This window comes from Nocardioides sp. Z40_12 (genome assembly GCF_058215795.1).
The window spans coordinates 41004-67740 of sequence record NZ_JBZAJA010000005.1; the positions used below are offsets into that span (position 1 = coordinate 41004).

Below are 26737 nucleotides of genomic sequence, written 5' to 3' on the forward strand. Positions count from 1 at the left end.
GCTGATCGGTGGATCCGAGGCTATGGCACTCGGAGGATGCGTACCGGGTCTTGTGCTGCGGCGATGGTTGCAGGCGGGACTGCGGCCAGGAGGGCGGTGAGCAGCGTCAGGGTGGGGACCCCGAGGATGAACGGGATTCCTGGGACGGTGCCTTGGGTGGCGTTCACCATGGCCACCCCGAACCCGGTGCCCAGCGTGACGCCTGCGAGGGCGCCGAGCCCGGTAGGGAGCAGCACCAGTACGACTAGAGCGGACCGGGTCGCTCCGAGCGCGCGGCGGCGGCCGAAGTCGCGTTTGCGCGCTGCGGTCGCGCCGTAGAGGCTGACCGCGATGAGGACCAGGCCGCTGGCCAAGGCAAGGAGCATGAGCTGTCGGCCACTGTCGCCGAGCTCGCCGCGGAGCACCTCCTGGAGGTCGACGAGCACCGCGGGAGAGTCGATGCGCAGCTGGCTGGGGTCGGTCATGTGGAGCATGGTGGGGATCGCCCGTTCGAGGGTGCGTACGTCAGCGACGGTCTCAGCAACGACGTAGACCTCTCGCATCAGGCGGTCGTCGCTTGGGACGGTGCGGATCAGGACGCTCTGCTGGAGCTCTGTCACCGGGGAAGCCGCGTCGAAGGTGCCGACGACGGGGCCGTCGAAAAGTGGGCCGCGCACACCGCCGGTCCGATCGGCCAGACCGAGGGCGATCATGGCCTCGGTGCCCGCGATCGCCTCCTCGAGGCGAGGCGCGCGGCCCGCGGTGAGCCGGACCGAGGGTGGAAGCTCGCTGAAGAGCGCTGCGCTGGGAACGGGTCGGCCGACCTGTGGCATGGCGCTGTTGCGCACGTCGACGGTGTCCCCGATGGCCAGCATCCAGTCGACGCCGGGAAGCTCGGCAACGTGCTGCACACCCATGGCGGTCAGACCCGCCTCCCCGGACGGATCAGAGAACCGGATCGTGCGGGCGCCGGCTCCGTCGACTTGACTGACCACGGCGGCCTCGGCAGCGGCGGCACGGCCGGCGGTGACGAAGACCGAGAGGCAGACCGCGGCTGTGATGAATGCGGTGACGACCGAGACCAGGGGTTGGGCACGGAAGATCTGCCACCCCTCCCCGAGCAGCGCGCGGGTGCCTGGCCGGCCAGGCGGCACGTCGGCTCCCCTCATGCGCCGACCGTCAGTCGTGCGTCGGCGCGTTCCGCGAGCGCATCATCGTGCGTGGCGACGATGACGGTCGCGCCCTCCGCAGCAGCGTCGATGAAGGCCTGCCAGACGACGACGGTGGTGTCCGCGTCGAGGTTGCCGGTCGGCTCGTCCCCGATGATGACGGGCGGCTGCTTGACCAGGGCCCGGCAGACCGCGACGCGCTGCGCCTGGCCTCCGGAGATCTCGCCGGGCCGGTGATCGGCGCGATGACTGACCTCCAGACGCTCAAGGAGCCCGTAGGCCCGTGCGGCGGCGTCCGTGCGGGTGATGCCGGCGTACAGGGCTCCTTCAAGCACGTTGTCCAGCACCGACCGGGACAGATCGAGCATCGCGTCCTGGAACACGAATCCCACACTCGCGCTCCGGACCTGGGTGCGGGCAGCGTCAGACAGAGAGGTCACTTCCCGATCGCCGTAAAAGACCGCACCCTCCCGGGCACGCAGCATCAACGCGATGAGGTAGAGCAACGTCGACTTCCCCCCGCCGGAGGGCCCGGTCACCGCCGTGATCGCTCCGGACGGAAACGAGTGCGTCAGCCCCTCGAACACCCGATCGCCTCCGGCGCGGTAGGCGAAGCTCAGCTCCTCGACGCGGATCATCCGCCCTGCGCCTCGGCCTGGCCGAACAGCAGGATCTCTGTACCGATCTCCACGCCATCCACGATTGCCTGACCGCCGTCCGCGGCCAGCACCTCCACGGGTCGCTGTTCCCCGGAGGTGTCGGTCACGAAGAGCCCACCGCTCACGTCGGACTGGATCGCCGCCGCGGGAACCATCGGACCGGACGTGCGGGGCACGACCACCACGGTCGCGCGCAACCGCTGCGGTCCGTCGGTGCCGACGTACCGATCACACCGGGCACCGCACACCTCGCCTCCTCGGGCGCCTCGTAGCACCAGGGTGGTTTCACCCGGCTCACCGGCTTGGAGCGAGGCAACCTGGGCCTTCCACGTTTGACCGCCGGTGCTGACGCGCACCCGCGCGTTCGGCGGCACGGAGTCCAGCTGTTCATCTGACAGGGTCATGGTGAAGCGCGGGGAGGCGGCGAGCACGTGCACTGCCTCGGTGCCAGGGGAAACCTGCGCACCCACGGTGATCGATTCCGCCAGTCTCACGCGGGAAGGCAGCCGATCAACGAAGAGGAGATCGCCTCGCGGGACCACACCCGTCTCGCGGACCCCACTGGATCGTTGCCACGCTCGCACCGCCGACTCAGTGGCCGTGCCGAACGTCCCCGATGGAGTCGAACTGAGGTACCCACGATCGGAAAGCAGTTGCTGAAGCTGACGGACATCCTGCCCCACGTCCCCCGCGGACAAGTCCCGGTACTGCGGCACAGCACCTGAAGCCACGAACACCGGCCGCTCGTCGACGCGATAGAGGACGTCCCCGCTCCGCACGCTGCTCCCCGGCCTGACGAGGACGCCCGTGACGGTTCCGCTAGCGGCGTTGGTCGCCCTCCTCACCACCTGCCACTCGGCGGTGGCGCCGAAGTCGAAACCTCGCTCCACCCTGCCCTTGTCAACCGTGTACGTCACCGCCTCGGCATCGGGTAGATCCACCGCTGGCGGAGCAAGCGTTGCTCGACCAGCTCCCCAGCCCAGGGCAGCCACCATTGCGGCCCCGGCCGCCCAGAGCACGATCGTCCTCACACGGCCCACATGTACCCCCGCCCCGTCCTCTCCGTCCAAGCGCGTGCGCGTTCTCAACCCTTGACGGCCGCCCCCGCCGCACGCATGCTCATAGTCCACTACATCAACGGGGAAAATCATGCACCGACGAAAGATCATCGTTGCTGGAGCAACAATAGGGCTAGTGGCTCTTGCAGCCGTGCCAGCCAATGCGGTGTCCTCGACCGGCAATCGATCCTGCAACCCTACGAACGGCTACGGCTGGGTCGAGGCCCAGCACAAGGGATCCGCCGAGCAGCGGCCTCCTGGCGGGATTAACCAGTTGCTCGGCTCTTCTTCCGGGTGGAGCACCTACAAGACATTCGCAAGCGTTCCCGGAGGAGGATCTTGGCGGGCATACGGCAGCGTCGGCTTGCAGAACGTCAGCACCGGCTGTGTAGGCGGATGACCGCTAAATCTCTCCAGTCCCGTCAGCACCTAGCCCGCCTTGCGGCTCTGACGCTCATCGCAGTCGCTCCTCTCACCGCTGGGTGCACTGGGGAGCAGACCGGCGCTGACCTCGAAGCGCTCCCGTCTTCGCCTCCGGCTTCTACCTCCCCATCGCCCCAAGAAGAGAGCCGCTCTATCTTCGACGGGACCCAAAGGGAATGGCTCTACGCCTACGCAGGCTGCATGGAGGACGGCGGCTTCGCGGTCAAGGTCAACGAGGAACAGGGCAACTTCGACTCCGTCGACCTGCCACCGGAGCAGTACGACGCATGGAACTCGCACATGGAGAAGTGCGGCCAAAAGGTCGGTGACCCCAAGATCGACGAACTCACCGATGCCCAAGTGCGGGATCACTTCGATGATTACCTCGCCACCGCGAACTGTCTCGAGGAACTGGGCTACGAAATCAGTGAGCCCCCGTCTCGGGAGTCCTGGGTGAAGTCCTGGGACACAGCACTCAATTGGATGCCACATGGAGAAGTCAGCGACGTCATCGACGACCCGTCTGAGTGGGAGCGAGTGAACCAGGAGTGCCCGCAACCGCAACCCCTGACCTAAGTTGCCAGCCAGATGGTGATGGCGCGTAGGACGACGGCTCCTCGGTAGACGGTGGCGAGTTTGTCGTAGCGGGTGGCGATGCCGCGCCATTGCTTGTGGTCGTTGAAGGACCGTTCCACGACGTTGCGGCCCTTGTAGACCGCGGCGTCGAAGGCGGGCGGTCGTCCGCCCGCAGAGCCACGCCGCTTGCGGTGCGCGATCTGGTCGGAGGGTTGAGGGATCACCGCGGTGATGCCGCGGTCGCGGAGCATGGTGCGGGTGCCGCGGGAGGAGTAGGCCTTGTCCGCGAGCACGGCGTCGGGTCGGGTCCGTGGCCGGCCTGACCCGAGTCGGGCGACGGCGAGCTGGGCCAGGAGCGGCTTGAGCATCGTGGAGTCACCGGCCTGGCCCGCGGTCAGGGCGATAACCAGAGGCCGCCCGCGGCCGTCGACGAGCTGGTGGATCTTGGTCGACAAGCCCCCACGAGAGCGACCGATGGCGTGATCGGGTGGCTCGATCCAGGGGTTCTTGTAACTCGACTCAGCCCCCTGTGCGGGCCGCGGCTCGTGCCTCGCGTGCTGCTCGGGAGTCCCCGGTGGGTTGCTCGACCCGGGTGGTGTTGGTGGCGTGTTGATGAGCGCGGTTGATCGTGGAGTCGACGCTGACCATCCAGTCCAGCTTGCCGGCGGCGTCGGCCTCGGCGAGGAGACGGGCGTGGATCTTGTCCCAGGTGCCATCGGTGGAGAACCGGTGGTGTCGCTTCCACACGGTCTGCCAGGGTCCGAACGAGGAAGGCAGATCGCGCCAGGCGATGCCGGTGCGGAACCGGTAGATCACGCCCTCGACCACCTGCCGATGCTCACGGAACGGCCGCGACTTCACACCATCCGAGGACGGCATCAGCGGCGCGATCTGCTCCCACTGAGCATCGGTCAGGACCCGTTCGCGAGACATGACCGCAGCAAATCAGGCCGCCACGCCCGGACTAGGGAGACACGCCCTAGCCGGCCCCGGGGCCGACCCCGCTAGGCGTCGTCGGCGGCCGTGAACGAGATCTCGTGCCACCCGGTGGCGCCGTCGGGCACCACGTCGCGGCGAACCCCGGTCTGCACCTCGCCGCGCTTGTCGCGCGCCCTGACCCGCAGCAGGTGCTCCCCCGGCTCGACGTCGAGGGTGGCCGCCCACTGCACCCAGGTGTCGTTGGTGCGGGGCAGGGCCACCTCCGCCTCCTGCCAGTCGCCGCCGTCGAGCGCGACCTGCACCGCGGAGATCCCCACGTGCTGGTGCCAGGCCATGCCGCCGACCCGGAGCCGTCCGGCCGGGACGGTGTCGCCCGACGACGGGACGTCGATCCGTGAGGAGAGCCGCACCGGCCCCTGCTCCGACCAGCCCCGCTGGGTCCAGAAGGCGTCGACGTCGACGAACCGGGTCACCTCCCAGTCGACCACCCACTTGCAGGCCGAGACGTAGCCGTAGAGGCCGGGCACCACGGTGCGCGCCGGGAAGCCGTGCTCGAGCGGCAGCGGCTCGCCGTTCATCGCCACCGCGACCATCGAGTCGCGGACGTCGGTGAGCGCGCTGAGCGGGGTGCTGCACGTCCACCCGTCGTCGGAGGTCTGCAGCACCGCGTCGGCACCGGGGCGCACGCCCGCCCGCTCCAGCAGGGTCGCGGTGCGCACCCCGCTCCACCAGGCGTTGCCGACCAGCGGGCCGGCGACGGGGTTGGAGACACAGCTCAGGGTGATCCACGCCTCGCTGAGCTCCATGGCGATGAGGTCGCGGTAGGTCAGCACGACCTCGCGCTCGACCATGCCGTGGATGCGCAGCCGCCACTGAGAGGGATTGATGGTGGGCACCGCCAGGGTGGTGTCGATCCGGTAGAACTCCGCGTTCGGCGTCTGCCAGCTCGTCACCCCGGCCAGGTCGACCCGGGCCCGCGGCGGAGCCTCCCGGTCGGTGACGCCGGGGATGCGCAGCAGGCGCCGGCTCTCCTGGACCGCCCGCTTGCGATTGCCCACGACCCGGCCCAGGGTGCCGGCGGAGACCGCCACCAGGCCGGCCACGCCGAGGCCGGCCAGCAGGCCCCGGCGACCGGACGCCCACCCGCCGTCCGACTCGCGTCCGGCGAGCAGCCCCAGCAGGCCGGTGGCGAGCACCGAGGTCACCAGGCCCACCCCGATCGGGACCGCGTCGACCACCGTCGCGCCCGGCTGCAGCATCACCGCCACCAGGCCGGCGCCGGCCAGCAGCACCCACACCAGCACCGAGCGCCACCAGCCGCGGCCCCAGGCCCACCCGGCCAGCGAGAAGCCGGCCAGGAGCACCAGGACCACCAGCAGCATCAGCACCGGCTTGTCGGCCCGGCCGAGGGTCTCGATCGCCCACTCGACCACCGGGCCCGGGGTGAACCGGACCACCAGCTCGGCGGCGGCGACCAGCGGAGGGTCCCGGATGGTCAGCGACTTGGCCGCCAGGTAGCTCGTGGCGAGCCCGGTGGCCCCGGCGACGACACCGATGAGGGCCCACGGGCGAGTCGACTGCATGGGAGTGATTGTGGCTCAGGCATCATCGTGCGCGTGAGCCCCCGTCCCACTCGGTCCGAGACGCCCCTGCCCCGCGTCGGCGTGGGCACCGATGTGCACCGCCTCGTCGAGGGGGTGCCGATGCACCTCGCCGGGCTGGCGTGGCCCGAGGAGACGCACGGCCTGGAGGGGCACTCCGACGCCGACGTGGCCGCCCATGCCGCCTGCGACGCCCTGCTCTCCGCGGCCGGGCTCGGCGACCTGGGCAGCAACTTCGGCACCGCCGAGCCGCAGTGGGCCGGGGCGTCCGGCGCCACGCTCCTGCGCGAGACCGCGGCCCGGGTCCGGGCCGCGGGCTTCGAGATCGGCAACGTCGCGGTGCAGGTGATCGGCAACCGCCCCCGGCTCGGCCCGCGGCGGGCCGAGGCCCAGCTGGCCCTGGGCGACGCCGTCGGGGCGCCGGTCTCGCTCTCCGCGACCACCACCGACGGCCTCGGCCTCACCGGGCGGGGCGAGGGCGTGGCGGCGGTCGCGACCGCGGTGGTGATCGGATGAGGACCTTCGACGGGCTCCAGCTCCACGTCCGCGTCCACGGTCCGGCCGCGGACGCTGGGCCGGGCACGGGCTTAGGCACCGGCGGGCGGCCCGAGCCGATCACCGTGGTGCTGGCCCACTGCTGGACCGCCGACACCGACGACTGGCACTACCAGGTCCTCGACCTGCTCTCCCGCTTCGGTCACGACGTGCGCATCCTGACCTGGGACCACCGGGGCCACGGCCGCTCCGACCCCGCACCGGAGGCGAGCTGCACGGTGGCCAACCTGGCCCGCGACATGGGCGACCTGATCGACCTGCACGCGCCCCGCGGCCCCCTGGTGCTGGCCGGTCACTCCATCGGCGGGATGACGTTGATGGCGCTGGCCGAGCAGCGCCCGGACCTGGCCGCCCGGACGGCCGGGGCCGTCTTCGTCTCCACCTCGGCCGGCGACCTGGACACCATCACCCTCGGCATGCCCGAGCTCGGCCCGCGCGCCAGGGCGCAGCTCCCCCAGCTCCTGGCGCGGCGCGCGCGCACCCTCAGCCGCCGGGCCCGGCGGCGTACGCCGACCATCGAACGCGCCGTGGTCAACCGGTTCCTCTTCGGGGAGCCGCTACGCCCCCGCGACGCCGGCCTGGTGGTCGACCAGCTCATCAACTGCTCCCCCGCGACGATGCGTGGCTTCTACAACGACATGCAGGGCCACGACCGGGCGGCGGCCCTGGCGGCCTTCGACCACGCCCCCACCCGGGTGCTGGTCGGCAGCCGGGACCTGCTCACCCCGGTCGACCACGCCCGGCGGATCGCCCGGCACCTGCGTCGCTCCCGGCTGGTCGTCGCCCCGGGCGCGGGCCACATGCTCACCCTGGAGCGCAGCGACCTGGTGACCGAGCACCTCGTCGACCTGGTCCTCGGGGCCAGGGACGCACAGGTGGCGGAGCCGGGGGCCGGGGCGGACGGACCGGCTCAGCCCAGCGCCAGCCGGTAGCCCCGCTTGACCACCGTCTGCACCGCGGCGCTGCCGATGGTCCGGCGCAGCCGGGCGACCGCCATCTCGACCGCGTGCTCGGAGCCGGCAGTCCCCGAGGGCAGGGCGGCGAGCAGCTCGGCGCGGCCCACGACGTGTCCGGGGCGGGCCGTCAGCGCTCGCAGCACCGCCAGCGGCGCCGGGGTGAGCCGCACCTCGCTGCCGTCGAGCAGCACCGTGTCGCCGTGCAGCCGCAGCAGGCGCCCGTCGGCGACGTCGAAGCTCAGCCCGCTGCGCCGCCTCGGCAGCTCCGTCGCGAGCATGGTGACCATCGCCGCCACGCGGGAGCGGGTCGGCCAGATGGTCGGCACCCCCAGCGGCTGGAGCGCGGCGGCGGTGACCGGGCCCACGCTCGCCGCGAGGACGTCGCTGCGGAAGGCGTCCAGCGCCGCCTCGTGACGGCCGGCCGCCTCGGCGGCGTCCAGGAAGGCCCGCACGGTGAGGGCTCCGGTGAAGGTGACGGCGTCGAGCTCGCGCTCCGCGACCAGGTCGACGAGGTGGCAGGTGGCCACGCGCAGGGCCTCGTCCTCGGCCTGCAGCACCGCGGCCCAGGTCACCTCGGCGCCGCGGCGCTCCAGCAGGGCGATCTGCTCCTCGGCCTTGCGGGAGGCGGTGACGCCGACCCGGAAGCCGGTCAGCGGCGCCCCGATCGGGAGCCCCTCAGGCGCTGGCACGTCTGTCCTGACGGGGGCCCACCTCGACCATGCCCCCCTCGATGCGTACCTCGTAGCTGGCGACCGAGACGTGCTCGTCGTCCAGGCACCGCCCGGTGCGCAGGTCGAAGGCGTGCTTGTGCATGGGCGAGGCCACGAAGTCCACGTCGCCGCGGGTGCCGACGATGCCGCGGGCCAGCACCGAGGCCCGGCTGAACGGGTCGTGGTTGGCCAGCGCGTAGACCTGGTCGTCGTGGGTGCGGAAGAGCGCGACCGCCTGGCCGTGCACCAGGGCGGCGGCCCCGCGCTCCACCTCGAGGTCCTCCAGGCGACAGACGGGCTCCCACTCCTGCCCGGCGCGGGGGGTCATCGCGCCTCCTCACGCAGCCCGATGGTCGCGCCGACGAGCGGCTCGGGCACGCCCCCGTCGGGGGCCCCCGGCTGGAGTCGGCCGCGCGCGGTGGTGAACGAGGTCGACGGGTCGGGGGTGTGGTAGCCGACCTCCTCACCGTCGGAGCGGGTGAGGGTCCGGGCGGCGGCGACGACGACGACGTCGACGACCGCGGTGCCCGGACGCAACCTGCGCTGGCGGGTGCGGGGCGCTCGATCCGTCATGCCCGAAACGTAGGTCGGCGATGTTGTCCCCGATGTTTCCCCATGTTTCGGCCAGGAAAACCCTGACTCACGACCTCCCGGCCGGGTGCCGGTCGCGAGGCCCCGGCCGGCAGCCGGAGCGGGCCGCCGGCCCCGCGTATCCTGCGGGGCGTGCCTGCCTCCGCCTTCGTCGTCCTCGCCGCCGGTGCCGGCACCCGGGTGGGCGCGGTCGTCGACGGGGTCGCGACCAACAAGGTGCTCCTCCCGCTGGCCGGCCTCCCGGTGCTGGCCCACTCGGTGCTGACCGGGCTCGCCGTGCCCGGCGTGCGCCGGGTGGTGGTGGTCGCCAGGCCCGGGGAGGAGACCGAGGTCGGCGAGGCGCTGGCGCCGCACCTGGGCGAGCACGAGGTGCTGCTGGTGACCGGAGGCGCCACCCGGCACGCCTCCGAGCTGGCCGCGCTGCGGGTCCTCCGCCCGGAGGTGGAGTCCGGCGCGATCGAGGTGGTGGCGATCCACGACGGGGCACGTCCCCTGCTCTCGCCGGACCTGCTCGAGCACCTGCTGACGGCCGCCACCGAGCACGGGGGCGCCGTGCCGGTCGCCGCCGCTCCCCCGATGGTCCGCACCGACGGGTCGGTGGCCCCGGCCGGGCTGGGCACGGTGCAGACCCCCCAGGCCTTCCGCGCCCGGGCCCTGGTCGCCGCCTACGACGCCGCGGAGCGGGACGGCTTCGCCGGCACCGACACGGCCTCCTGCGTGGAGCGCTGCGCCGACCCGCTCCCGGGCGGGCCGGTGCGGATCCGGGCGGTCCCCTCGTCGGGGCGCAACCTCAAGATCACCTTCCCCGAGGACGTCGCGCTGGCCGAGGCCCTGCTCGAGGGTGCTGCTGCTCAGGGGCGATGAGGGCGCGGCGACGACCCGCTGGTGAGCTCCTCGAGGAGCCGCACGTCGTCGGCGTCCTGCACCCGCCGGGCCTCCGGCGGGGCGTCTACCAGCTCAAGCCAGCGCGATCGCTCCTGGCCCAGCGGCAGCACCAGCGCGTCCAGGACGGCGGCCAGGTCGGTGGCCGGCAGGGCGGGCAGGCGGCGCACCACCTCCGCGGGCAGCACCACCGGGGAGCAGATCGCGCGCAGCCCCTCCCGGTCGACGGTGCCGCCGACCATCCCCTCGACGACCTCCTTGACGGTGTCGGTCACCGGCCGGACGCCGACCACCACCCGGCCGGTCTCCCGGGCCCGCTCCGCACAGTCGGCGAGGAAGGCGGACGGGGTCATCGGGCACAGGGAGTCGTGCAGCACCAGCGGCCCGCCGGCCGCCTGCACCTCCGCCCACTCGGTGCCGTGGTCGAGCAGCCGGACCCCCGCCTCGCCCAGGGCCCAGGCCGCGCAGGCGACCAGCGCCTCCCCGTGGATGAGGAGGTAGGGCAGCCGGCCACGGTCCTCGTCGAGCACCCGGCCGAGCGGACGCGGCGGCTCGTCGTCGTCGTAGACGTCGTAGGGGTCTGCAGTCATGGCGCGACCAGCCTAGGGGCAGCCGGCCCGCGCCGGGCAGGCGACGAGCGAAGAGGCCACTGAGCAGCCACTGGGCAGCCACTGGGCAGCCACTGGGCGGAGGGAGGCCAGACCAGCGGCAGACACACGACAGGGCCCCGACGACCGGCTCGGTCGTCGGGGCCCTGTCACGAGCGGGGTCTGCGCCTCAGGAGGCGAGCACCTCGTCGAGGATGGCCTCGGCCTTGTCCTCGTTGGTGCGCTCGGCGAGCGCGAGCTCGGAGACCAGGATCTGCCGGGCCTTGGCCAGCATCCGCTTCTCGCCCGCGGAGAGACCGCGGTCGCGCTCGCGGCGCCACAGGTCGCGCACGACCTCGGAGACCTTCATGACGTCGCCCGAGTGGAGCTTCTCGAGGTTGGCCTTGTAGCGTCGCGACCAGTTGGTCGGCTCCTCGACGTGTGCCGCACGCAGCACGTCGAAGACCCGGTCGAGACCGGCCTTGTCGACGACGTCGCGGACACCGACCAGGTCGAGGTTGCACGCAGGCACCCTGACGACGAGGTCCTGCTGGGCCACGATGCGGAGGACGAGGTATTCACGATCCTCGCCCTTGATCTTCCGCATCTCGATGTCCTCGATGATCGCGGCCCCGTGATTCGGGTAGACAACCGTTTCGCCCACGGTGAAAGTCATATGGTGAGTTCCCCTTTCAAGGAGACCCAGTCTAGCACGCCACTTATACACCTCAGACCTTCGTTTCCGCAGGTCAGAGGCTTGCGACGCCTTGACAGAACCACGGCGGCTGTGGTGCGGGGTGATCGGCACCACTTCACGGCGCGGCCCCCCGAGGTCGGTCGCGGCCGGTCGACGCTACGCTCTGCACCATGCACACGCCCCACCGTCGTACGACCGCGCTGGCCGGCCTCGCGCTCGTCCTCACCCCCGTGCTGAGCTCCTGCGGCTTCGACTACGCCACCGACCGGGACTACACCCCCGCCGTCGGCACCAACCACCGTGAGGGCCAGGTCAACGTGCTGGGCGCCACCGTGGTGACCGCCGACTCGGGCGAGGCCGTCTTCATCGCCTCGATGACCAACCTCGGCGACGCGGAGTCGACCCTCGAGGGCATCAGCAGCCTCGACGGGCTCACGTTCTCCGGGGTCGAGGACGTCACCGTCCCCCCCGGCGGCCTGGTCAACCTCGCCGCCTCCGACGACCCCGTCACCGTCGAGGGCGAGATCGAGCCGGGCTCCTTCGTCGACATGTCCCTGGAGTTCTCCCACGGTGACACCGTGACCCTCAAGGTCCCGGTACGGCCCAACTGCGGCGACTACGCCAACGTCCCGGGCGTCCCCCCGGGCGACCCGGTGTGCGAGGTCTCCACCGGCGACGATCACTGACGAGGACTGAGGGGTCGACGATGACGTACACGCTTGTTCTGCTCCGCCACGGCGAGAGCGAGTGGAACGCCAAGAACCTCTTCACCGGCTGGGTCGACGTGGCCCTCACCGAGAAGGGCCGGGCCGAGGCGGTCCGGGGCGGCGAGCTGATGCGCAGCGAAGGCGTGCTGCCCGACGTCGTGCACACCTCCCTCCAGCGGCGCGCCATCAACACCGCGGCCATGGCCCTCGACGCCGCCGACCGGCACTGGATCCCGGTGAAGCGCTCGTGGCGGCTCAACGAGCGCCACTACGGCGCCCTGCAGGGCAAGGACAAGAAGCAGACCCTCGAGGAGTACGGCGAGGAGCAGTTCATGCTCTGGCGCCGCAGCTTCGACACCCCGCCGCCGCCGATCGACGACGCGGACGAGTTCTCCCAGTCCGGCGACCCGCGCTACGCCGACCTCGGCGACGAGATGCCCCGCACCGAGTGCCTCAAGGACGTGATCGCCCGCTTCCTGCCCTACTGGGAGTCGGAGATCGTGCCGGACCTCCGGGCCGGCCGGACCGTGCTGGTCGCGGCCCACGGCAACAGCCTGCGCGCCCTGGTCAAGCATCTCGACCAGATCAGCGACGCAGACATCGCCGGGCTCAACATCCCGACCGGGATGCCGCTGGTCTACGAGCTCGACGAGGAGCTCCGCCCGGTGACCGCCGGCGGGCGCTACCTCGACCCGGAGGCCGCCGCCGCGGCTGCCGCCGCGGTCGCCAACCAGGGCCGCTGAGCCCCGCTCCGGGCAGTCGCCCGGGGCCTCACTGCGACAACGCAGGGCGGCCGGTGACCACGAAGACCACCCGGGTCGCCACCGAGACCGCGTGGTCGGCGATCCGCTCGTAGTAGCGCCCCAGCAGCGCCACGTCGACTGCCGCCTCGACGCCGTGCTCCCAGTCGTCGGAGAGCAGCGTGACGAAGCTGGAGCTGCGCAGCAGGTCCATCTCCTCGTCGTCGCGCGCCAGCGAGTGCGCCGCCTCGACGTCGCGGTCGGCCACGATCCGGGTCACCTGCGCGACCATGTCCTCGGCCACCTCGGCCATCCTGGTCACCGTCGGACGCATCGCCTCGGGGACGGCCACCGCCGGCGCCCGCAGGCGCGCCACCTTGGCGACGTGCACCGACAGGTCGCCCATCCGCTCCAGCTCGGTGACCATCCGCAGGGCCGCCACGATCAGCCGCAGGTCGCCCGCGACGGGCGCCTGGAGGCTCAGCAGCGCGAACGCCTTGTCCTCGACCCGCTCGCGGGCCACGTCGATCTCGGCGTCGGCGGAGATGACCTGTTCGGCCAGGGCGGCGTCGCCGTGCAGCAGCGCACCAGTGGCCCGGTGCACCGCGGTCCTGACCAGGCGACAGATGTCGACCAGGTCGTCGAAGACGGAATCGAGCTGTTCGTGGAAGACCTCGCGCATGCCGGTCACCGTAGAGCGGCGAGGTGACCGGCGGGCGACGTGAGTTGAACGCCGGGTGAACACTCCCCGACGGCGAGCTCCGCGGGCGGGAGGGCCGAGGCCCCTGGCCTACGATCGACCTGTGGATCCGACGACCCAGGCCGCCCTGGCCGCCCTCCTGGGGCTGGTCGTCGGCGTGGTCGGCGTGCTGGCCTGGCACATCAGCGACCGGCAGCAGCGCACCGGGCACCCGGCCCCCGAGCCGGAGGTGCCCCCCGGTGTCGACACGGTGCTGTCGGTGCTGCGCAGCAGCGCGGTCGTCGTGGACGAGGACGACCGGGTGCTCAAGGCCTCCGCGCCTGCCTACGCCTTCGGCCTGGTCCGCGAGCAGCAGCTGGTCCCGGCGGAGCTGGCCGACCTGGTCGCGCAGGTGCGCCGCGACGGCGAGATCCGGGAGACCGAGCTGAGCCTGCGCCGGGAGCGCTCGGCTCCCCTGGTGGTGAGCGCCCGGGTGGCGCCCCTGGGTGCCAGGCTGGTCCTGGTCCTGGCCGAGGACCGCACCCGGGAGCGACGGGTGGAGGAGGTGCGCCGCGACTTCGTGGCCAACGTGAGCCACGAGCTGAAGACCCCGGTGGGCGCCATCGGGCTGCTGGCCGAAGCGGTCGCCGAGGCCGCCGACGACGCCGAGGCGGTGGAGCGCTTCGCCGGGCGGATGCGGGTGGAGAGCGAGCGGCTCACCCAGCTGGTCCACCAGGTCATCGAGCTCTCCCGGCTCCAGTCGCTCGACCCGGTCGACGACCGGTCGACGGTCTCGGTCGACGAGGTGATCGCCCGGGCCGTCGACACCTCCGCCACCGACGCGCAGGCCAAGCGGATCGAGCTGGTCACCGACGTCGAGCCCCGCCTGGAGGTGCGCGGCAACGCACGCCAGGTGGTGGCCGCCGTCTCCAACCTGGTCGCGAACGCCGTCGCCTACTCCCGGGAGGGCACCTCGGTGGTGGTCAGCGCCGCCGCGACCGACGAGACGGTCGCCATCTCGGTCATCGACCGCGGGATCGGGATCCCCTCGGCGGAGATCGACCGCATCTTCGAGCGCTTCTACCGCGTCGACCCGGCACGCCACCGCTCCACCGGCGGCACCGGGCTCGGCCTCTCCATCGTCAAGCACGTGGCCGCCACCCACGGCGGCGACGTCTCCGTCTGGTCCGTGGAGGGACAGGGTTCGACCTTCACCCTCTCGCTGCCGCGCCAGACCGCCCGTCAGGAAGGAATCCGATGACCCGCGTGCTAGTCGTCGAGGACGAGGACAGCTACAGCGACGCCCTCGCCTACATGCTCCGCAAGGAGGGTTTCGAGGTCGCCGTCGCGGCCGACGGGACCACAGCCCTGCAGGAGTTCACCCGCCACGGCGCCGACATCGTGCTCCTGGACCTCATGCTGCCCGGTGTGCCCGGCACCGAGGTCTGCCGGCAGATCCGGGCGACCTCCAACGTCCCGGTGATCATGGTCTCCGCCAAGGACGACGAGGTCGACAAGGTGGTCGGCCTCGAGCTGGGCGCCGACGACTACGTCACCAAGCCCTACTCCCCCCGTGAGCTGGTCGCCCGGATCCGGGCGGTGCTGCGTCGCGGCTCCGAGCCGGAGCTGCTCCCCGACACCCTGGAGGCCGGCCCGGTGCGGATGGACGTCGAGCGCCACGTGGTCACCGTCGACGGCGAGGAGCAGCGCCTGCCGCTCAAGGAGTTCGAGCTGCTCGAGATGTTCCTGCGCAACCCCGGCCGGGTGCTGACCCGCGGGCAGCTCATCGACCGGGTCTGGGGCTCGGACTACGTCGGCGACACCAAGACCCTCGACGTGCACGTCAAGCGCCTGCGCGCCAAGCTGGAGCCCGACCCGTCGCAGCCGCGCCGCCTGGTGACGGTCCGCGGACTGGGCTACAAGCTGGACCTGTGAGCCGCCCCGATGCCGCGTCCGAAACCCGCGCGACGGGCGACGGCGGCGCCGAATAGGGTCCCTGTGTGACGACCCCGACGACCCCGACGACACCGCCCGGCCAGGCGCCCCGTGCCGTCTCCGGATGGCTGCCGCTCCTCGCGGTCGCCTTCACGCTGGTCACCTGGGCCTCGGCCTTCGTGGCGATCCGCCACCTCGGCGAGACGGTGCCGCCGGGGTCGCTCAGCCTGGGCCGCCTGGTGGTGGCGGTGGCGGCGCTGGGCGTCATGGTGTGGCTGCAGGGCCGGGGCCGGCGGCGCCGCGGCGGGGCGACCCGCCTACGGGTCCCTCACCGTGCGGAGTGGCCCCTGGTGGTCGTGGGCGGGCTGAGCTGGATCACCGTCTACAACGTCGCGCTCAACGAGGCGGAGCGACGGGTCGACGCCGGCACGGCCGCCCTCCTGGTCCAGCTGGGTCCCATCCTGGTAGCCCTGCTGGCGACCTTCTTCCTCGGAGACCGGCTCACCGGCTGGCTCGTCGCCGGGCTCGCCGTCGGCTTCGGCGGGGTGATCCTGATCGCCCGCGCCTCCTCCGAGAGCGCCGAGGGCGACGTGCTGGGCGTGGCGCTCGGCGTCGTCGCGGCAGTCGGCTTCGCCTTCGGCGTGCTGACGCAGAAGCGGCTGCTGGGCAGCGGCATGACCGCGCTCGACATGACCTTCTGGTACTACGTGGTCGGCATGGTCGGCTGCCTGCCGTGGACGTTCGAGCTCGCCGGGGTGGTCCGGGACGCCAGCACGGCCGACCTGTGGTGGATCGCCTACCTGGGGGTCTTCCCCAGCGCGATCGCCTTCACCACGTGGGCCTACGCCCTCTCCCACGCCGACGCCGGCCGCTTCGCGATGTCGACCTTCCTGGTCCCCTTCATCACCACGCTGCTCGCCTGGGCGCTGCTCGACGAGGTGCCGCCGGCCCTCGCCTTCGCCGGCGGGGTGCTCTGCATCGGCGGCGTGCTGCTCAGCCGGGTGAGCCGTCCGTGGCGGGGTCGGTCCCGGACTCCAGCCAGCCCCTGAACGCCTCGAGGTTGGCGGTCGACTCCCCGCGCGAGGTCCGCCACTCCCACTCCTTGCGGATCGAGCTGGCGAAGCCGAGCTCGAGGATGGTGTTGAAGGACTCGTCCGCGTAGGACAGCACCGAGCCGAGCAGACGGTCGAGCGTCTCTGCGTCCAGCCCGGTCAGGGGCAGCCGGGCATCGAGATAGATGTCTCCGGTGGCGTCGACCGCGAAGGCGACCGCGAAGAGCTTCAGGTTCTTCTCCAGCAGCCATCGGTAGACGCGCTCGTGGTTCTCGTCGGGGTTGCGGCACACGAAGGCGTGGACGCCCAGCGCGTGCGGGCCGACGTCGAGGCGCACCGGGGTCTGGAGCTTCTTCTCCCCCGGCAGGTTGAACGAGAAGACCCCCGGCGAGATCTCGTCGTACGCGATCTCGTTGTCGTCCAGGTGGTCTCGGACCAGCGTCACGACTGCCTCGCTCACACCGGCACCTCCGTCCTCATCAGGGACGCGGCACGCCCGTAGGTCTCCAGGGTCTCGCGGGCGGTCCGCTCCCACGCGAACCGGCCCGCCTGGGCCACCGCCCCGGCGCTGAGCCGGTCGTGGAGCCCGGGCTCGGCCAGCACCCGCCGCAGCGCGTGCGCCCAGTCGGCGGGGCGGTGTCCCTCGACCAGCAGTCCGCTCACCTCGTCGGCGACCGCCGTGGTCAGCCCTCCCACCGCAGCCGCGACGACCGGGGTCCCGCAGGCCTGGGCCTCGACGGCGACCAGGCCGAAGGACTCGTTGTAGGACGGGACCGCCACCAGGGAGGCCGCGGCGTACCAGGTCGAGAGGGTCTCCTGGCCGACTGGCGGCACGAACCGCACCACGTCGTCCAGCCCCAGGTCGTGCGCCAGCTGCGCGAGCGACTCGGGGTGCTCCAGGCCGCTGCCCGAGGGGCCGCCGACCACCGGGACCACCAGGCGGGGCCTCAGCGACGGGTCGAGCTCGAGCAGCGTGGCCACGGCGCGCAGCAGCACGTCGGGCGCCTTCAACGGCTGGATCCGCCCGGCGAAGAGGACGACGTGCGCGTCCACGGGCAGACCGAGCCGGCGCCGGGCGGCGTCGCGGTCCTGCCGCCGGAAGACGCCGAGGTCCACACCCGGGTGGATCACCTGGACCCGGCGCGGTTCCGCGTCGTAGAGGTCGACGAGCTGGCGGGCCTCGTCGTCGGTGTTGGCCACCAGGACGTCGGCGGCCTGGACCACCTGCTCCTCGCCGATCAGCCGGGCCGTCGGCTCGGGCGTGTCCCCGTCGGCGAGGGCGGCGTTCTTGACCTTCGCCATCGTGTGCATCGAGTGGATCAGCGGCACCTGCCAGCGGTCGCGGGCCAGCGCCCCCACCTGTCCGGAGAGCCAGTAGTGGGAGTGGACCACGTCGTAGTGACCTCGCGGGCGCACCGCCTCGGCGCGGAGCACCTCGCGGGCGAAGGCGCAGAGCTGGGCGGGCAGCTCCGCCTTCGAGAGCCCTTCGAAGGGCCCGGCCGCGACGTGGTGGACCAGGACGCCGTCGGCCGCCTCCACGACCGGGGGCAGCGAGGATGCGGTCGCCCGGGTGAAGATGTCGACCGCCACGCCCTGGCCCGCCAGCCTCCTGGCCAGCTCCAGGACGTAGACGTTCATGCCCCCCGCGTCACCCACCCCGGGCTGATCGAGGGGGGAGGTGTGCACGCTGATCATCGCCACCCGGTCCACGCATGAGGCCTTCCGTCGTCCACTCAGTGAGGCGGACGCTTCGTCCCACCCCGGGAGTGCCGGGGCGGCGCGACCGCGCCGAGCACAACACGGAACGCCCCCTGGTTGATTCCCCGCCCGCGGTGGGGCGGGGAACCCAGGAGCGTCGTGCGGCGGCTCGGGTCAGACGTGCGCCTCCTCAGGCTCCTGCACGCGCGGCTTGCCCTTGACGATCAGGCCCATGCCGACCAGCACCCACAGCACGCCCACGATCCCGTGGAAGAGCAGCGCGGGCTCCGCGAGCTCGGCCCGGACCATCTCGTAGACGGCCCAGAAGAGCGCGGGCGCCGCGAACCCGACGACGACGTCGAGCCACAGGGCCTGCCCCTTCACCAGGGTCAGTCCGACGCAGACGAGTCCGAGGAGCATGAGAGCGAGGCCTGCATAGCGCATGACGTCCGCGGGGCCGTCCGCCGGCGCCAACAGCCAGCGAGCGATCCACACGAGTCCGCCGAGGAGGCCGAGCCCGCCACCCAGTTGACGTACTGTCATTGTTCTCCACTTCCTGTGAGGCACGCAGCGAGAGTGCGAGGAGCAGCGCAACCGCGCGCGTGCGCGACACGGCTGCGTCCTGTGTCACATTTTACCTACGTTCGGCCGTCGCGTGGTGAAACCGTTGAACCCAATTTCCTTGTGCGCGCAGCCACCATGAACTGTGCAGTGCCGGCCCGCCGGTGCCGAGGCTCCGGCAGACGAGCAGCACGTGGTCGGGGTCGACCTGCTCGACCGAGACGATGTCGAGGGTCGCCTCCTCTCCCGCCGGCAGGGGCGAGACGTCGTCGAGCAGCTCGTCGCGGCTCCGGGCCCGGCCCGACGGCCCGATCTCCTGCCACCTGGGATGCAGCAGCGCCGCCACCGCCGCCCGGTCGCCGCGCACCTGGTGGGTCAGCAGGTTGCGCGCCAGCTCGACCACCTCCTCCTCGGGCGTCGGGACGTGGTCGGGGAGCTCCGCGAGCCCGGTGAAGAGGTCGGGCTCCTCCTCGACCTGTCCGGGCGCGGCTGCCGGGTGCCGGGTGCTGGACCCCGAGAAGCCGGGCCCGGGATCGGGCTCCGCGCCCTCCTTGAAGGCCAGGGCTGCGCCCGTGGCGAGCCGGTCGGCGTGCTCGTTGAGGACGTGGCCGGTGTGTCCCTTGACCCACTCGAAGGTGACCTTCCGCCCCGACATCGCCGCGTCGATCGCCTTCATCAGCTCGACGTTGAGGACGGGCTTGCCGTCGCCCTTCTTCCAGCCGCGCCGCTTCCAGCCGGCCATCCACTTGGTGACGGAGTTGATGACGTAGGTGCTGTCGCAGATGACGTGCAGGTCCTCGTCGAGGTGCGCGCTCTGCTGGAGCAGGTCGAGGACCGCCATCAGCTCACCCATGTTGTTGGTGCCGGTCGGCCAGCCGCCGCAGGCCCACCGCTCCTGGTCGACGTACCACCCCCAGCCGGCGGGGCCGGGGTTGCCGAGGGCCGAACCGTCTGCCGCTGCGATGATCGTCACGAGCGGCGATCCTGCCATCATGTCTCCCGTGATCCCACCTGCCCTCCCCCGCACCGCAGTCGTCACCGGAGCCAGCAGCGGCATCGGCGCGGCCACCGCCCGAGCGCTGGCCGCCGCCGGCCTCCACGTGGTGTGCGCGGCCCGCCGCGTCGAGCGCCTCGAGGCGCTGGCCGAGGAGATCGGTGGCACCGCCGTGGCCCTCGACGTCACCTCGCCCGACTCGGTGGCCGCCCTGGCCGGCACCGTCTCCAGCCTCACCGGTCCGGACGGCCCCGGTCGTCTCGACGTCCTGGTCAACAACGCCGGCGGCGCGATCGGGATGGACCCGGTGGAGGCCGCGGACCCGGCCGACTGGCAGCGCATGTACGACGTCAACGTGCTGGGGACCCTGCGGGTCACCCAAGCGCTGCTCCCGGCGCTGCGGGCCAGCGGCGACGCCGTCCTGGTCAACGTGGGCTCCACCGCCGGGCGTATCGCCTACGAGGGCGGGGGCGGCTACACGGCGGCCAAGCACGGGCTCCAGGTGATGACCGAGACGCTGCGGCTCGAGCTCGTCGGCGAGCCGATCCGGATCAGCGAGGTCGCCCCCGGCATGGTCGCCACCGAGGAGTTCTCGCTCAACCGGTTCGACGGCGACGCCGAGCGGGCGGCCGGCGTCTACCAGGGCGTGCCCGACCCCCTCGTCGCCGAGGACGTCGCCGACGCGATCGCCTGGATCGTCACCCGCCCGGCCCACGTCAACATCGACGAGATCGTGATCAAGCCCCGGGCGCAGGCCGCCCAGCACAAGGTGCACCGGGTCTGAGCCGGCCCGGCTCGGCCGGCACGCCTCAGGGCAGGCTGATCGGCTCCCCGACCCGGTTCGCCGTGCCGAAGACCGGGAGCCGGCGGGAGCAGCCGTTGCGCGAGCCCACCGTGGCCAGCCCGGCGAGGTCACCGAGCCCGAAGAACTCAGGCGTCGCCGCGGAGAAGGCGGCCGACATGATCTGGTCGGGCGCCCGGGCGTGGTCCAGGCCGACGGCGTGCCCGATCTCGTGGTAGAGCAGCTGGGCCAGGTAGGCCGGGGTCCAGCGACTGGCCGCGGGGTCGAGGGAGTGCAGGAAGACCTGCGCGCTGTCGATCTGCACGTGCCGTCCGGCGGCGTCGAGCGCCCACCACCCCGGATCGGGGCCGCCGCGGCCGGCGTAGCCGCTCATCGGCTGGACGGTGTGCTGCTGGCCGCCGAAGCTGATCAGCAGGTCCGTCGTGCTCGTGTCGATGCCGGGCAGCCCGACCACCGGCCAGGAGTAGGCGTCGGTCGGGCCTCCGTCGACGAACGTGAGCCCGGTGGCGAAGCGCACGTGGCGCAGCGCCTCCTGGATCGAGCCCTGGGCATAGCTGGGCGCGTTGGCGTAGTTGACCCGGTAGCGCACGGGCTGGCACGAGTCGAAGCGGTTGCGGTTGGCGGAGAGCAGGGTGAAGTCCGTCGGGTCCGAGCCCTGCGGGGTGTAGTGCGACGTGACCTCGGTGACCACCGCCGGCTCCGAGACGGCCCCCAGGGCGCTGTCGGTCTCCTCCACCACCACCCGGGTGAAGGTGCTGCGCAGCCAGTCGTTGGGGAGGGCGACCGCGTAGCTGCCGTCGGCGGCACTCACCGTGCTGGCGAGCGGCAGCCAGTCCTCGCCGAGCTGGCCCTGGACGACGACGCTGCGACCCGCCGGCACGCCGGTGACCAGGCCGGAGGCCGTGGTGACGGTGGTGTAGGCCACGGCGCCCGGCACGTCGACGGTCGCGGTCACGCCGGTCGGCGCCTTGGGCGGCTCACTCGGGCGCACCACCCGCACCTTGACGGTGCGACGGAAGGGCTTGAGGCCACGGGTCCGCGGCGCGCTGACGACGAAGGTCCGGGTCCTGCGCTTGCTGCCCGCCCGGACGGAGAAGCTGAACCTCCCCTTCTTGCTCGCCCGGGTCCGGTCGACCCGGCGCAGCTTGCGCCCCTTCTTCTCCTGCAGGGTGACGGTGCGCTTCACCCCCCGACGGGTCGCCACCTTGCCCTTCAGCCGGAAGCGCGAGCCCGCCTCGACCTTCTTCACCCCGGGGCGGCGCGCCGCCGGTGTCGACGTCGACTCCGCGAGCTCGAGCGTGACCTCGGTGGGGACGGCGGCCCCGACCGCGGTCGGCGCGGCCCCCAGCAGCGGGAGGCTGACGACGGCAGCGGCGAGGACGGCCACGACCGGGCGGTGCAGGTGCATCACGGGACCCCTTGGTGTCGGTGGAGGCCGGACAGGCCGGGCACAGCCTGCCGGAGTGGTACGGGCCGCCGGGCGTCGTCCACCGGCTGATCGGGCCGGCCCGCCCGGAGGCCCCGGCCGGCTCAGTCGGACAGGGCCCGATCCAGTGCGGCCTTCACGTGCAGCGTGGTGCAGCCCAGGACCGGAAGCTCGACGTCGGCCTGACGGACGAGCAGCTCGAGCTCGGTGCAGCCGAGGATCACCCCGCCGGCGCCGGCGTCCCAGAGCTCCTCGATGATCTGGACGACCTCGCGGCGCGAGCCGTCCTCGACCCGGCCGTGGACGAGCTCGTCGTAGATGATCCGGTTGAGGGTGGCGTGGTGGCGCTCCTCGGGGACCACGACCTCGAGGCCGTGCGAGGCGATCCGGTCGGTGAAGAAGCTGCGCGACATCGAGAACCTGGTCCCGATCAGGCCGACCGACTCCAGCCGGTGCTCGGCGCAGGCCTCGGCGACGACGTCGGCGAGGTGGAGCAGCGGGATGTCCACCGCCGCCTCGACCTGCTCGGCGACCCGGTGGAAGGCCGTGGTGCAGAGCATGAGGAAGTCGGCGCCGGCCCGCTCCGCGCCGCGGGCGGCCTCGGAGAGGATCTCGGCCACGTCGTCCCAGCGCTCCTGCTCCTGCAGGGCGGTGACCTCGGCGAAGTCGACCGAGACCAGCACGGTCCTGGCCGAGGCGAATCCCCCGACGCGCTCCTCCACCCCCTCGTTGAGGAGCTTGTAGTACACCGCGCTGGATTCCCAGCTCATGCCGCCGACGAGTCCGATGGTCTTCACGCGGAGCAGTCTGCCAGTTGTTGTCCGGCCAGGCTCAACGAACGACACCCTCGTCCCGCGGCGCGCCGGCCCAGGGCGCCGCCACCTCCGCCAACGTGGCGGCCAGGAGACGGGGGTCGCTGACCATCGGCCAGTGCCCGGTCGCGAGGTCCACCAGGCGCAGGTCGGCGGCCCGGGGCAGCTCGGGCACCTCGCCGGCGTCGATCCACGCCCGCGCCTCCTCGGGGGAGTACTCGGGGCAGAGCATGACCGCCGGCACCTCGTACCTCCTCGGGTCCTGCAGCCGGACCACGCCCTGCGCGACCGCCGCCGGGAACGCCACCATCCGTCCGGCGAGGTCGGCGCGCATCGGCTCGTCGAGGTCGGCGATGTCCGGCCCCTCGAAGCGCGCCCACCCGGGGAACGCGATCTTGGAGTCGGAGGCCTCGAACCAGTTCGCGTACTCGTCACCGTCGGCCACCGGCATCCCGCCGATCATCACCACGCCGGCCACCCGGTCGGCGCGTGCGTCCGCCGCCACCCAGGCCAGGGCGCTGGCGGCCGAGTGACCGACCACCGCCACCGGGTCGCCCGAGGCCGCCGCGGCGTCGACCGCGTCGACCACCGCGCGGACCTGGTCCTTGTAGGTGGCGGTCGGGTCGTCGTCCCCCTGGCCCGGGAGGGTCAGCGGGAGCCCCTCGATCCCGAGCTCCGCCAGGACCGGCACGACCTCCTCCCACACCGCTCCGTCGAGCCAGAGCCCCGGGATCAGCAGCATCCTCATGTCGGTTCCCTCCTGCGTCTCTCACGGCCGGGGCGCCCGGCGCGTGGTCCTGCCACCGTAGGAGGCATTCCGGACGTTCTACTTCCTGACCAGGCGACGAGGTCCTAGGGTCGGGAGATGACCGAGCGGCTCAGCCCCACGGCGCGTGCCCTCCGCACCCTCGAGGTGCTGCAGCAGCGGCCCGGGACCACGGCGGCAGAGCTGGCCGAGCGGCTCGGGGTCACCGAGCGGGCGGCCCGGCGCTACGTCGCCATCCTGCGCGAGGCGGGGGTGCCGGTCACGGGCTCCCGTGGCCCCTACGGCGGCTACCGCCTGGGGCGCGGCACCCGGCTGCCCCCGGTCAGCTTCAGCCAGGACGAGGCGCTCGGCCTGGTGATGGCCGTCCTGGACGGGCAGCCGGCCGCCACGGACCCCGACGACCTGGTCGGTGCCGCCCTCGGCAAGGTGATCAGGGCGCTGCCGGAGGCCCTCGGGGCGGAGGCGGCGGCGCTGCGCGAGCACGCGGCCGCCACCCCCGACCGCCGCGCGAGCCGGCCCGACCCGCGGATCACCTCCGACCTGGTGGCGGCGGTCGCGGCGCAGCGGCGGGTGCGCCTGGTCCACGGCGGTGCCGAAGCCGGACAGTGGGACGCGCTCGTGGACCCGTGGGCGGTCGTGGTGCGCCACGGCCGGTGGTACCTGCTGTGCCACTCCCACCGGGCCGACGCGGTCCGCACCTACCGGGTCGACCGGATCCGGGCCGTCACCCCCACCGAGGAGCGGTTCACCCCGCCGGAGGGGCTCGATCCGGTCGCCTCGCTCGCCGAGCACCTGGCCTCCGGCTGGGCGATGCCCACCCGGGTGGTCTTCGGGACGCCGGCCGACGAGGTCGCCCGGTTCGTCGGCCCCCACATGGGCCGTCTCGAGCCGCACCCGGAGGGCTGCGTGCTCGTCGGCTCCACCCAGAACCCGACCATGTACGCCGCGGAGTGGCTGGCGGCGGTGCCCCTGGCTTTCCGGGTCGAGGAGGGCCCCGAGCTGCGCGCCGCGGTCGCCGAGGTCGCCGGCCGGCTCGCCGCTGCCCTGGAAGGCCCACCCTCCCCCGGCCGGGCGTGAGCCGGCAGGGACAAGGTCAGGCCTCGCCACCCAGCTCGACCACGAGGTCGGCGAGGCGGCGCAGGGCGTCGGTCAGCCGCTGCTCCGGCACCCGCAGCGGCTCCAGGCCGGGCACCTCGAAGGTGTAGACGAAGGCGTCGGGGACGTCCCGGCCCTCCCCGGCCCCGGCCCCCTCGACCCGGGCCCGGCGCACCGAGGCGAGCAGCTCGGCGAGCTCCCCCTCGCGCACCTCGTCGGGCACCTGCGTCAGGTCCACCTGGAACGAGGTGGTGCGCCCGGTGAAGCCGCCCGAGCGACGGACGCAGAGGTGACCGCTCGCCGGGACGGGGGCCGCCGGGTCCGGCGCGGACCCCGGCTGCTCCGTGGTCGGGGCGTCAGGCTCAGAGCGCCCCGGCTGCGCACCGGCGACCCTGACGCCCACCTCGGCCCAGGCCTGGGCGACCACCTCGGCGGCCCGGGAGTCCAGCGCCGCGGAGGCGGCCGCGACCGTGGCCTCGGCGAAGCCGGCGAAGTCGCTGCGCGGGCCGACCAGGTCGCCGGTGAGCGCGTCGTACCAGACCCTGCCGGCTCCCTCCCAGACCCGGCCACCCAGCCGGGTGGCCGCCAGGTGGAAGGCGCGGTTGGGGATGCCCGAGTTGAGGTGGACCCCACCGTTGTCGTCTTCGGTGACCACGAAGTCGTCCAGGTGGCCGACCTGCGGGTCCCGGCCCAGCACCGGGTCGTCGTACGCCGTCCCGGGCGCGGCCATGTCGCGCAGGGCGCGGGCCGAGACGCCGGGGAGGAAGAGGCCCTGCCCGATCAGCCAGGTGCCCTCGCCCGCCTCCTGCCCGGCCAGCCACTGGAGCAGGCAGGTGGCCAGCACGTCGGCGACCGACTCGTTGAGGGCCCCGCTCTGGTCGGCGTAGACCAGGCGGGCGGAGCCGTCGACGACCGCGTGCCCGAACTCGTGGGCCAGCACGTCGACCGGCTTGGTGAAGCGGTCGAAGACCTCGCCGTCCCCGTCGCCGAAGACCAGCTGGTGGCCGTCCCAGAAGGCGTTGTCGTAGTCCTCGCGGTAGTGCACGGTGAGCGAGACCTGGGCGCCCTGGTCGTCGTAGGAGTCACGGCCGAAGACCTCGGAGAAGAGCCGCAGGGTCGCCTCGATCCCGTCGGCCGCCTCGTCGACCGCCGGGTCCCCGGTCGGGGCCTCGCCGGGACGCCGGGCCGCCCTGCCCGGCAGCCGCGTGCCGTTCTCCGCGTCGTGCACGGTCCAGGGCACGGCGGAGGCGACGGCACGGGCGCGGGCGCCCAGCTCGGTGGTGTGTACCGAGAACCCCGCACGCGACCCCTCGGTGCGCCGCGCGTCACGGAACCCCTCGTCGACGCGGAGCGTGTCCTGGCTCAGCGCCGCCGCCCGCTGTGCCGAGGACCGGGCGATCCCCCGCAGCAGGTAGGGCGGCACGAATCCGCACCTGCTCATCGTGCGCCTCCCCCCGCGTGTCCCCCGGCCCGCCCGCCCGCGGGTCCGCCCGCGCGTCCGCCCGGCTGCGGGCGGCGGCGCCAGCGGCCGACGGTGACCAGCGCTCCGACCATCATCGCCGCCAGCACCGCGAGGAGGAAGAGGGCCAGGACCGGCCAGAAGACGGCGCTGAGGGCGAGACCCGCCGAGAAGGAGTCCTCGACCGTGGAGACGACCGGGGTCGCCGTGCCGAGCGACCCGGCGTCGATCACCGGCCGGGCGACGCTCTTGCCGCCGTGCACCACCGCGGAGACCACCCCGCCGAGGAGCACCGCCACCCACGGGTTCTCCTGCAGCCACCCGCTGGACCGCTCCAGGTCGTCGGCAGCCTGGGTGGCCGCGAAGACCAGACCCCCGGTGGCTGGCCGGATGACGGTCTGGATCGCGTCGTTGGCCGAGTCGACCACCGGAATCTTGTCCAGCACCATCTCGACCAGCAGCAGGACGGCGCAGATGCCGATCGCCCACCACGACTCGATCCACGCGTAGCCGGCGGGCAGGGTCAGGACGTCGGTGAACCGGGCCACCACCGCCACCACCAGGAACGGGATGTAGGCGTTGAGGCCCGCCGCGGCCGACAGGCCGGCGCCGGTCAGGGCAGCGAGCAT

The 26737-nt window shown here is 72.8% G+C and carries 30 protein-coding genes and 1 pseudogene; 11 read left to right on the forward strand and 20 right to left on the reverse strand.

Annotated elements, in window-relative coordinates; all coding sequences use genetic code 11:
• Positions 1–20: 20 nt before the first annotated feature.
• The 3 genes from AC4BG9_RS10830 to AC4BG9_RS10840 are packed head-to-tail and all read right to left on the reverse strand — an operon-like array spanning position 21 to position 2748.
• Positions 21–1148, reverse strand: coding sequence for an FtsX-like permease family protein (locus AC4BG9_RS10830; protein WP_489966297.1), 1128 nt, complete (start codon positions 1146–1148; stop codon positions 21–23).
• Positions 1145–1786: an ABC transporter ATP-binding protein gene (locus tag AC4BG9_RS10835; protein ID WP_489966296.1), complete on the reverse strand. Its 642-nt coding sequence runs from the start codon at positions 1784–1786 to the stop codon at positions 1145–1147. Before AC4BG9_RS10835 ends, AC4BG9_RS10830 begins: the two co-directional genes overlap by 4 nt.
• On the reverse strand, positions 1783–2748 hold the full coding sequence (locus AC4BG9_RS10840) for a peptidoglycan-binding protein (RefSeq protein ID WP_489966295.1): 966 nt from the start codon (positions 2746–2748) through the stop codon (positions 1783–1785). The genes AC4BG9_RS10835 and AC4BG9_RS10840 overlap by 4 nt, the downstream gene beginning before the upstream one ends.
• 741 nt (positions 2749–3489) lie before the next feature.
• On the opposite strand from AC4BG9_RS10840, the gene AC4BG9_RS10845 reads away from it, so the two are divergent.
• Complete coding sequence (locus AC4BG9_RS10845; RefSeq protein ID WP_181313030.1) at positions 3490–3864, forward strand: hypothetical protein; 375 nt, start codon at positions 3490–3492, stop codon at positions 3862–3864.
• On the opposite strand, the pseudogene AC4BG9_RS10850 reads toward AC4BG9_RS10845, so the two are convergent.
• Positions 3861–4797, reverse strand: a pseudogene (locus AC4BG9_RS10850) (IS5 family transposase). The gene AC4BG9_RS10845 and the pseudogene AC4BG9_RS10850 sit on opposite strands and share 4 nt — an antisense overlap.
• A 71-nt stretch (positions 4798–4868) precedes the next feature.
• Positions 4869–6386 (reverse strand): molybdopterin-dependent oxidoreductase, encoded by a 1518-nt coding sequence (locus tag AC4BG9_RS10855; protein WP_490571112.1) that lies wholly within the window; start codon positions 6384–6386, stop codon positions 4869–4871.
• Between the two features lie 33 nt (positions 6387–6419).
• Between AC4BG9_RS10855 and ispF the strand changes: the two genes are divergently transcribed.
• Positions 6420–6920 carry a 2-C-methyl-D-erythritol 2,4-cyclodiphosphate synthase gene (gene ispF / locus AC4BG9_RS10860; RefSeq protein ID WP_490571113.1) on the forward strand — a complete coding sequence of 167 codons (501 nt, stop codon included), beginning with the start codon at positions 6420–6422 and terminating at the stop codon, positions 6918–6920.
• The gene (locus tag AC4BG9_RS10865; RefSeq protein WP_490571114.1) at positions 6917–7891 is read left to right on the forward strand and encodes an alpha/beta fold hydrolase; all 975 of its coding nucleotides are present in this window, start codon (positions 6917–6919) and stop codon (positions 7889–7891) included. The genes ispF and AC4BG9_RS10865 overlap by 4 nt, the downstream gene beginning before the upstream one ends.
• Here the strand turns inward: AC4BG9_RS10865 and AC4BG9_RS10870 are convergent.
• Genes AC4BG9_RS10870 through AC4BG9_RS10880 form a run of 3 tightly spaced genes read right to left on the reverse strand, consistent with a single transcriptional unit; the run spans position 7870 to position 9198 of the window.
• On the reverse strand, positions 7870–8604 hold the full coding sequence (locus AC4BG9_RS10870) for a winged helix-turn-helix domain-containing protein (RefSeq protein ID WP_490571115.1): 735 nt from the start codon (positions 8602–8604) through the stop codon (positions 7870–7872). The genes AC4BG9_RS10865 and AC4BG9_RS10870 overlap by 22 nt on opposite strands.
• Positions 8591–8953 carry a nitrite reductase small subunit NirD gene (gene nirD / locus AC4BG9_RS10875; protein WP_490571116.1) on the reverse strand — a complete coding sequence of 121 codons (363 nt, stop codon included), beginning with the start codon at positions 8951–8953 and terminating at the stop codon, positions 8591–8593. The genes AC4BG9_RS10870 and nirD overlap by 14 nt, the downstream gene beginning before the upstream one ends.
• The gene (locus tag AC4BG9_RS10880) at positions 8950–9198 is read right to left on the reverse strand and encodes a hypothetical protein (protein ID WP_490571117.1); all 249 of its coding nucleotides are present in this window, start codon (positions 9196–9198) and stop codon (positions 8950–8952) included. Before AC4BG9_RS10880 ends, nirD begins: the two co-directional genes overlap by 4 nt.
• A 150-nt stretch (positions 9199–9348) precedes the next feature.
• Here AC4BG9_RS10880 and AC4BG9_RS10885 point away from each other — a divergent pair, with 150 nt between their 5' ends.
• Positions 9349–10080 carry an IspD/TarI family cytidylyltransferase gene (locus tag AC4BG9_RS10885; RefSeq protein WP_490571118.1) on the forward strand — a complete coding sequence of 244 codons (732 nt, stop codon included), beginning with the start codon at positions 9349–9351 and terminating at the stop codon, positions 10078–10080.
• On the opposite strand, the gene AC4BG9_RS10890 is transcribed toward AC4BG9_RS10885, so the two are convergent.
• On the reverse strand, positions 10068–10688 hold the full coding sequence (locus tag AC4BG9_RS10890; RefSeq protein ID WP_490571119.1) for a 2-C-methyl-D-erythritol 4-phosphate cytidylyltransferase: 621 nt from the start codon (positions 10686–10688) through the stop codon (positions 10068–10070). The two genes, AC4BG9_RS10885 and AC4BG9_RS10890, sit on opposite strands and share 13 nt — an antisense overlap.
• Before the next feature lie 187 nt (positions 10689–10875).
• Entirely contained in the window at positions 10876–11361 is a 486-nt protein-coding gene (locus tag AC4BG9_RS10895) for a CarD family transcriptional regulator (RefSeq protein ID WP_489963785.1), read from the reverse strand.
• 191 nt (positions 11362–11552) lie between these two features.
• On the opposite strand from AC4BG9_RS10895, the gene AC4BG9_RS10900 reads away from it, so the two are divergent.
• Positions 11553–12068 (forward strand): copper chaperone PCu(A)C, encoded by a 516-nt coding sequence (locus AC4BG9_RS10900; protein WP_490571120.1) that lies wholly within the window; start codon positions 11553–11555, stop codon positions 12066–12068.
• Between the two features lie 20 nt (positions 12069–12088).
• Entirely contained in the window at positions 12089–12832 is a 744-nt protein-coding gene (locus AC4BG9_RS10905; RefSeq protein WP_490571121.1) for a phosphoglyceromutase, read from the forward strand.
• Positions 12833–12860: 28 nt separating this feature from the next.
• Here the strand turns inward: AC4BG9_RS10905 and phoU are convergent, their stop codons facing one another.
• Positions 12861–13511, reverse strand: a complete 651-nt coding sequence (gene phoU / locus AC4BG9_RS10910; RefSeq protein ID WP_490571122.1) for a phosphate signaling complex protein PhoU — start codon at positions 13509–13511, stop codon at positions 12861–12863.
• A gap of 121 nt (positions 13512–13632) precedes the next feature.
• On the opposite strand from phoU, the gene AC4BG9_RS10915 reads away from it, so the two are divergent.
• The 3 genes from AC4BG9_RS10915 to AC4BG9_RS10925 all read left to right on the forward strand — a co-directional run bounded on the left by AC4BG9_RS10915 (position 13633) and on the right by AC4BG9_RS10925 (position 16492).
• Complete coding sequence (locus AC4BG9_RS10915) at positions 13633–14769, forward strand: sensor histidine kinase (RefSeq protein ID WP_490571123.1); 1137 nt, start codon at positions 13633–13635, stop codon at positions 14767–14769.
• A complete protein-coding gene (locus tag AC4BG9_RS10920; protein ID WP_490571124.1) occupies positions 14766–15443 on the forward strand; it encodes a response regulator in 678 nt (225 codons plus the stop codon). The genes AC4BG9_RS10915 and AC4BG9_RS10920 overlap by 4 nt, the downstream gene beginning before the upstream one ends.
• 65 nt (positions 15444–15508) lie before the next feature.
• Positions 15509–16492: a DMT family transporter gene (locus tag AC4BG9_RS10925; protein WP_490571125.1), complete on the forward strand. Its 984-nt coding sequence runs from the start codon at positions 15509–15511 to the stop codon at positions 16490–16492.
• Here the strand turns inward: AC4BG9_RS10925 and AC4BG9_RS10930 are convergent.
• From AC4BG9_RS10930 to AC4BG9_RS10945, 4 genes are all read right to left on the reverse strand, one after another.
• Positions 16437–16940: a type III secretion system chaperone family protein gene (locus tag AC4BG9_RS10930; RefSeq protein ID WP_490571367.1), complete on the reverse strand. Its 504-nt coding sequence runs from the start codon at positions 16938–16940 to the stop codon at positions 16437–16439. The two genes, AC4BG9_RS10925 and AC4BG9_RS10930, sit on opposite strands and share 56 nt — an antisense overlap.
• Before the next feature lie 11 nt (positions 16941–16951).
• Positions 16952–18190 carry a D-inositol-3-phosphate glycosyltransferase gene (gene mshA, locus AC4BG9_RS10935; RefSeq protein ID WP_490571368.1) on the reverse strand — a complete coding sequence of 413 codons (1239 nt, stop codon included), beginning with the start codon at positions 18188–18190 and terminating at the stop codon, positions 16952–16954.
• 177 nt (positions 18191–18367) lie between these two features.
• Positions 18368–18613 carry a hypothetical protein gene (locus tag AC4BG9_RS10940; protein WP_490571126.1) on the reverse strand — a complete coding sequence of 82 codons (246 nt, stop codon included), beginning with the start codon at positions 18611–18613 and terminating at the stop codon, positions 18368–18370.
• Positions 18614–18827: 214 nt separating this feature from the next.
• Entirely contained in the window at positions 18828–19727 is a 900-nt protein-coding gene (locus AC4BG9_RS10945) for an RNase H family protein (protein WP_490571127.1), read from the reverse strand.
• Positions 19728–19746: 19 nt separating this feature from the next.
• On the opposite strand from AC4BG9_RS10945, the gene AC4BG9_RS10950 reads away from it, so the two are divergent.
• Positions 19747–20532 (forward strand): SDR family NAD(P)-dependent oxidoreductase, encoded by a 786-nt coding sequence (locus AC4BG9_RS10950; protein WP_490571128.1) that lies wholly within the window; start codon positions 19747–19749, stop codon positions 20530–20532.
• Positions 20533–20557: 25 nt separating this feature from the next.
• On the opposite strand, the gene AC4BG9_RS10955 is transcribed toward AC4BG9_RS10950, so the two are convergent.
• The 3 genes from AC4BG9_RS10955 to AC4BG9_RS10965 form a co-directional block, all read right to left on the reverse strand.
• Positions 20558–21958: a matrixin family metalloprotease gene (locus AC4BG9_RS10955; RefSeq protein ID WP_490571129.1), complete on the reverse strand. Its 1401-nt coding sequence runs from the start codon at positions 21956–21958 to the stop codon at positions 20558–20560.
• A gap of 122 nt (positions 21959–22080) precedes the next feature.
• A complete protein-coding gene (locus tag AC4BG9_RS10960; protein WP_490571130.1) occupies positions 22081–22773 on the reverse strand; it encodes an aspartate/glutamate racemase family protein in 693 nt (230 codons plus the stop codon).
• A 34-nt stretch (positions 22774–22807) separates the two neighbouring features.
• A complete protein-coding gene (locus AC4BG9_RS10965) occupies positions 22808–23536 on the reverse strand; it encodes an alpha/beta fold hydrolase (RefSeq protein WP_490571131.1) in 729 nt (242 codons plus the stop codon).
• A 117-nt stretch (positions 23537–23653) separates the two neighbouring features.
• On the opposite strand from AC4BG9_RS10965, the gene AC4BG9_RS10970 reads away from it, so the two are divergent.
• Positions 23654–24631: a helix-turn-helix transcriptional regulator gene (locus tag AC4BG9_RS10970; RefSeq protein WP_490571132.1), complete on the forward strand. Its 978-nt coding sequence runs from the start codon at positions 23654–23656 to the stop codon at positions 24629–24631.
• Between the two features lie 16 nt (positions 24632–24647).
• Here AC4BG9_RS10970 and AC4BG9_RS10975 read toward each other — a convergent pair whose 3' ends face one another.
• Positions 24648–26090 (reverse strand): protealysin inhibitor emfourin, encoded by a 1443-nt coding sequence (locus tag AC4BG9_RS10975; protein ID WP_490571133.1) that lies wholly within the window; start codon positions 26088–26090, stop codon positions 24648–24650.
• Positions 26087–26737: a DUF4126 domain-containing protein gene (locus AC4BG9_RS10980; RefSeq protein ID WP_490571134.1), complete on the reverse strand. Its 651-nt coding sequence runs from the start codon at positions 26735–26737 to the stop codon at positions 26087–26089. The genes AC4BG9_RS10975 and AC4BG9_RS10980 overlap by 4 nt, the downstream gene beginning before the upstream one ends.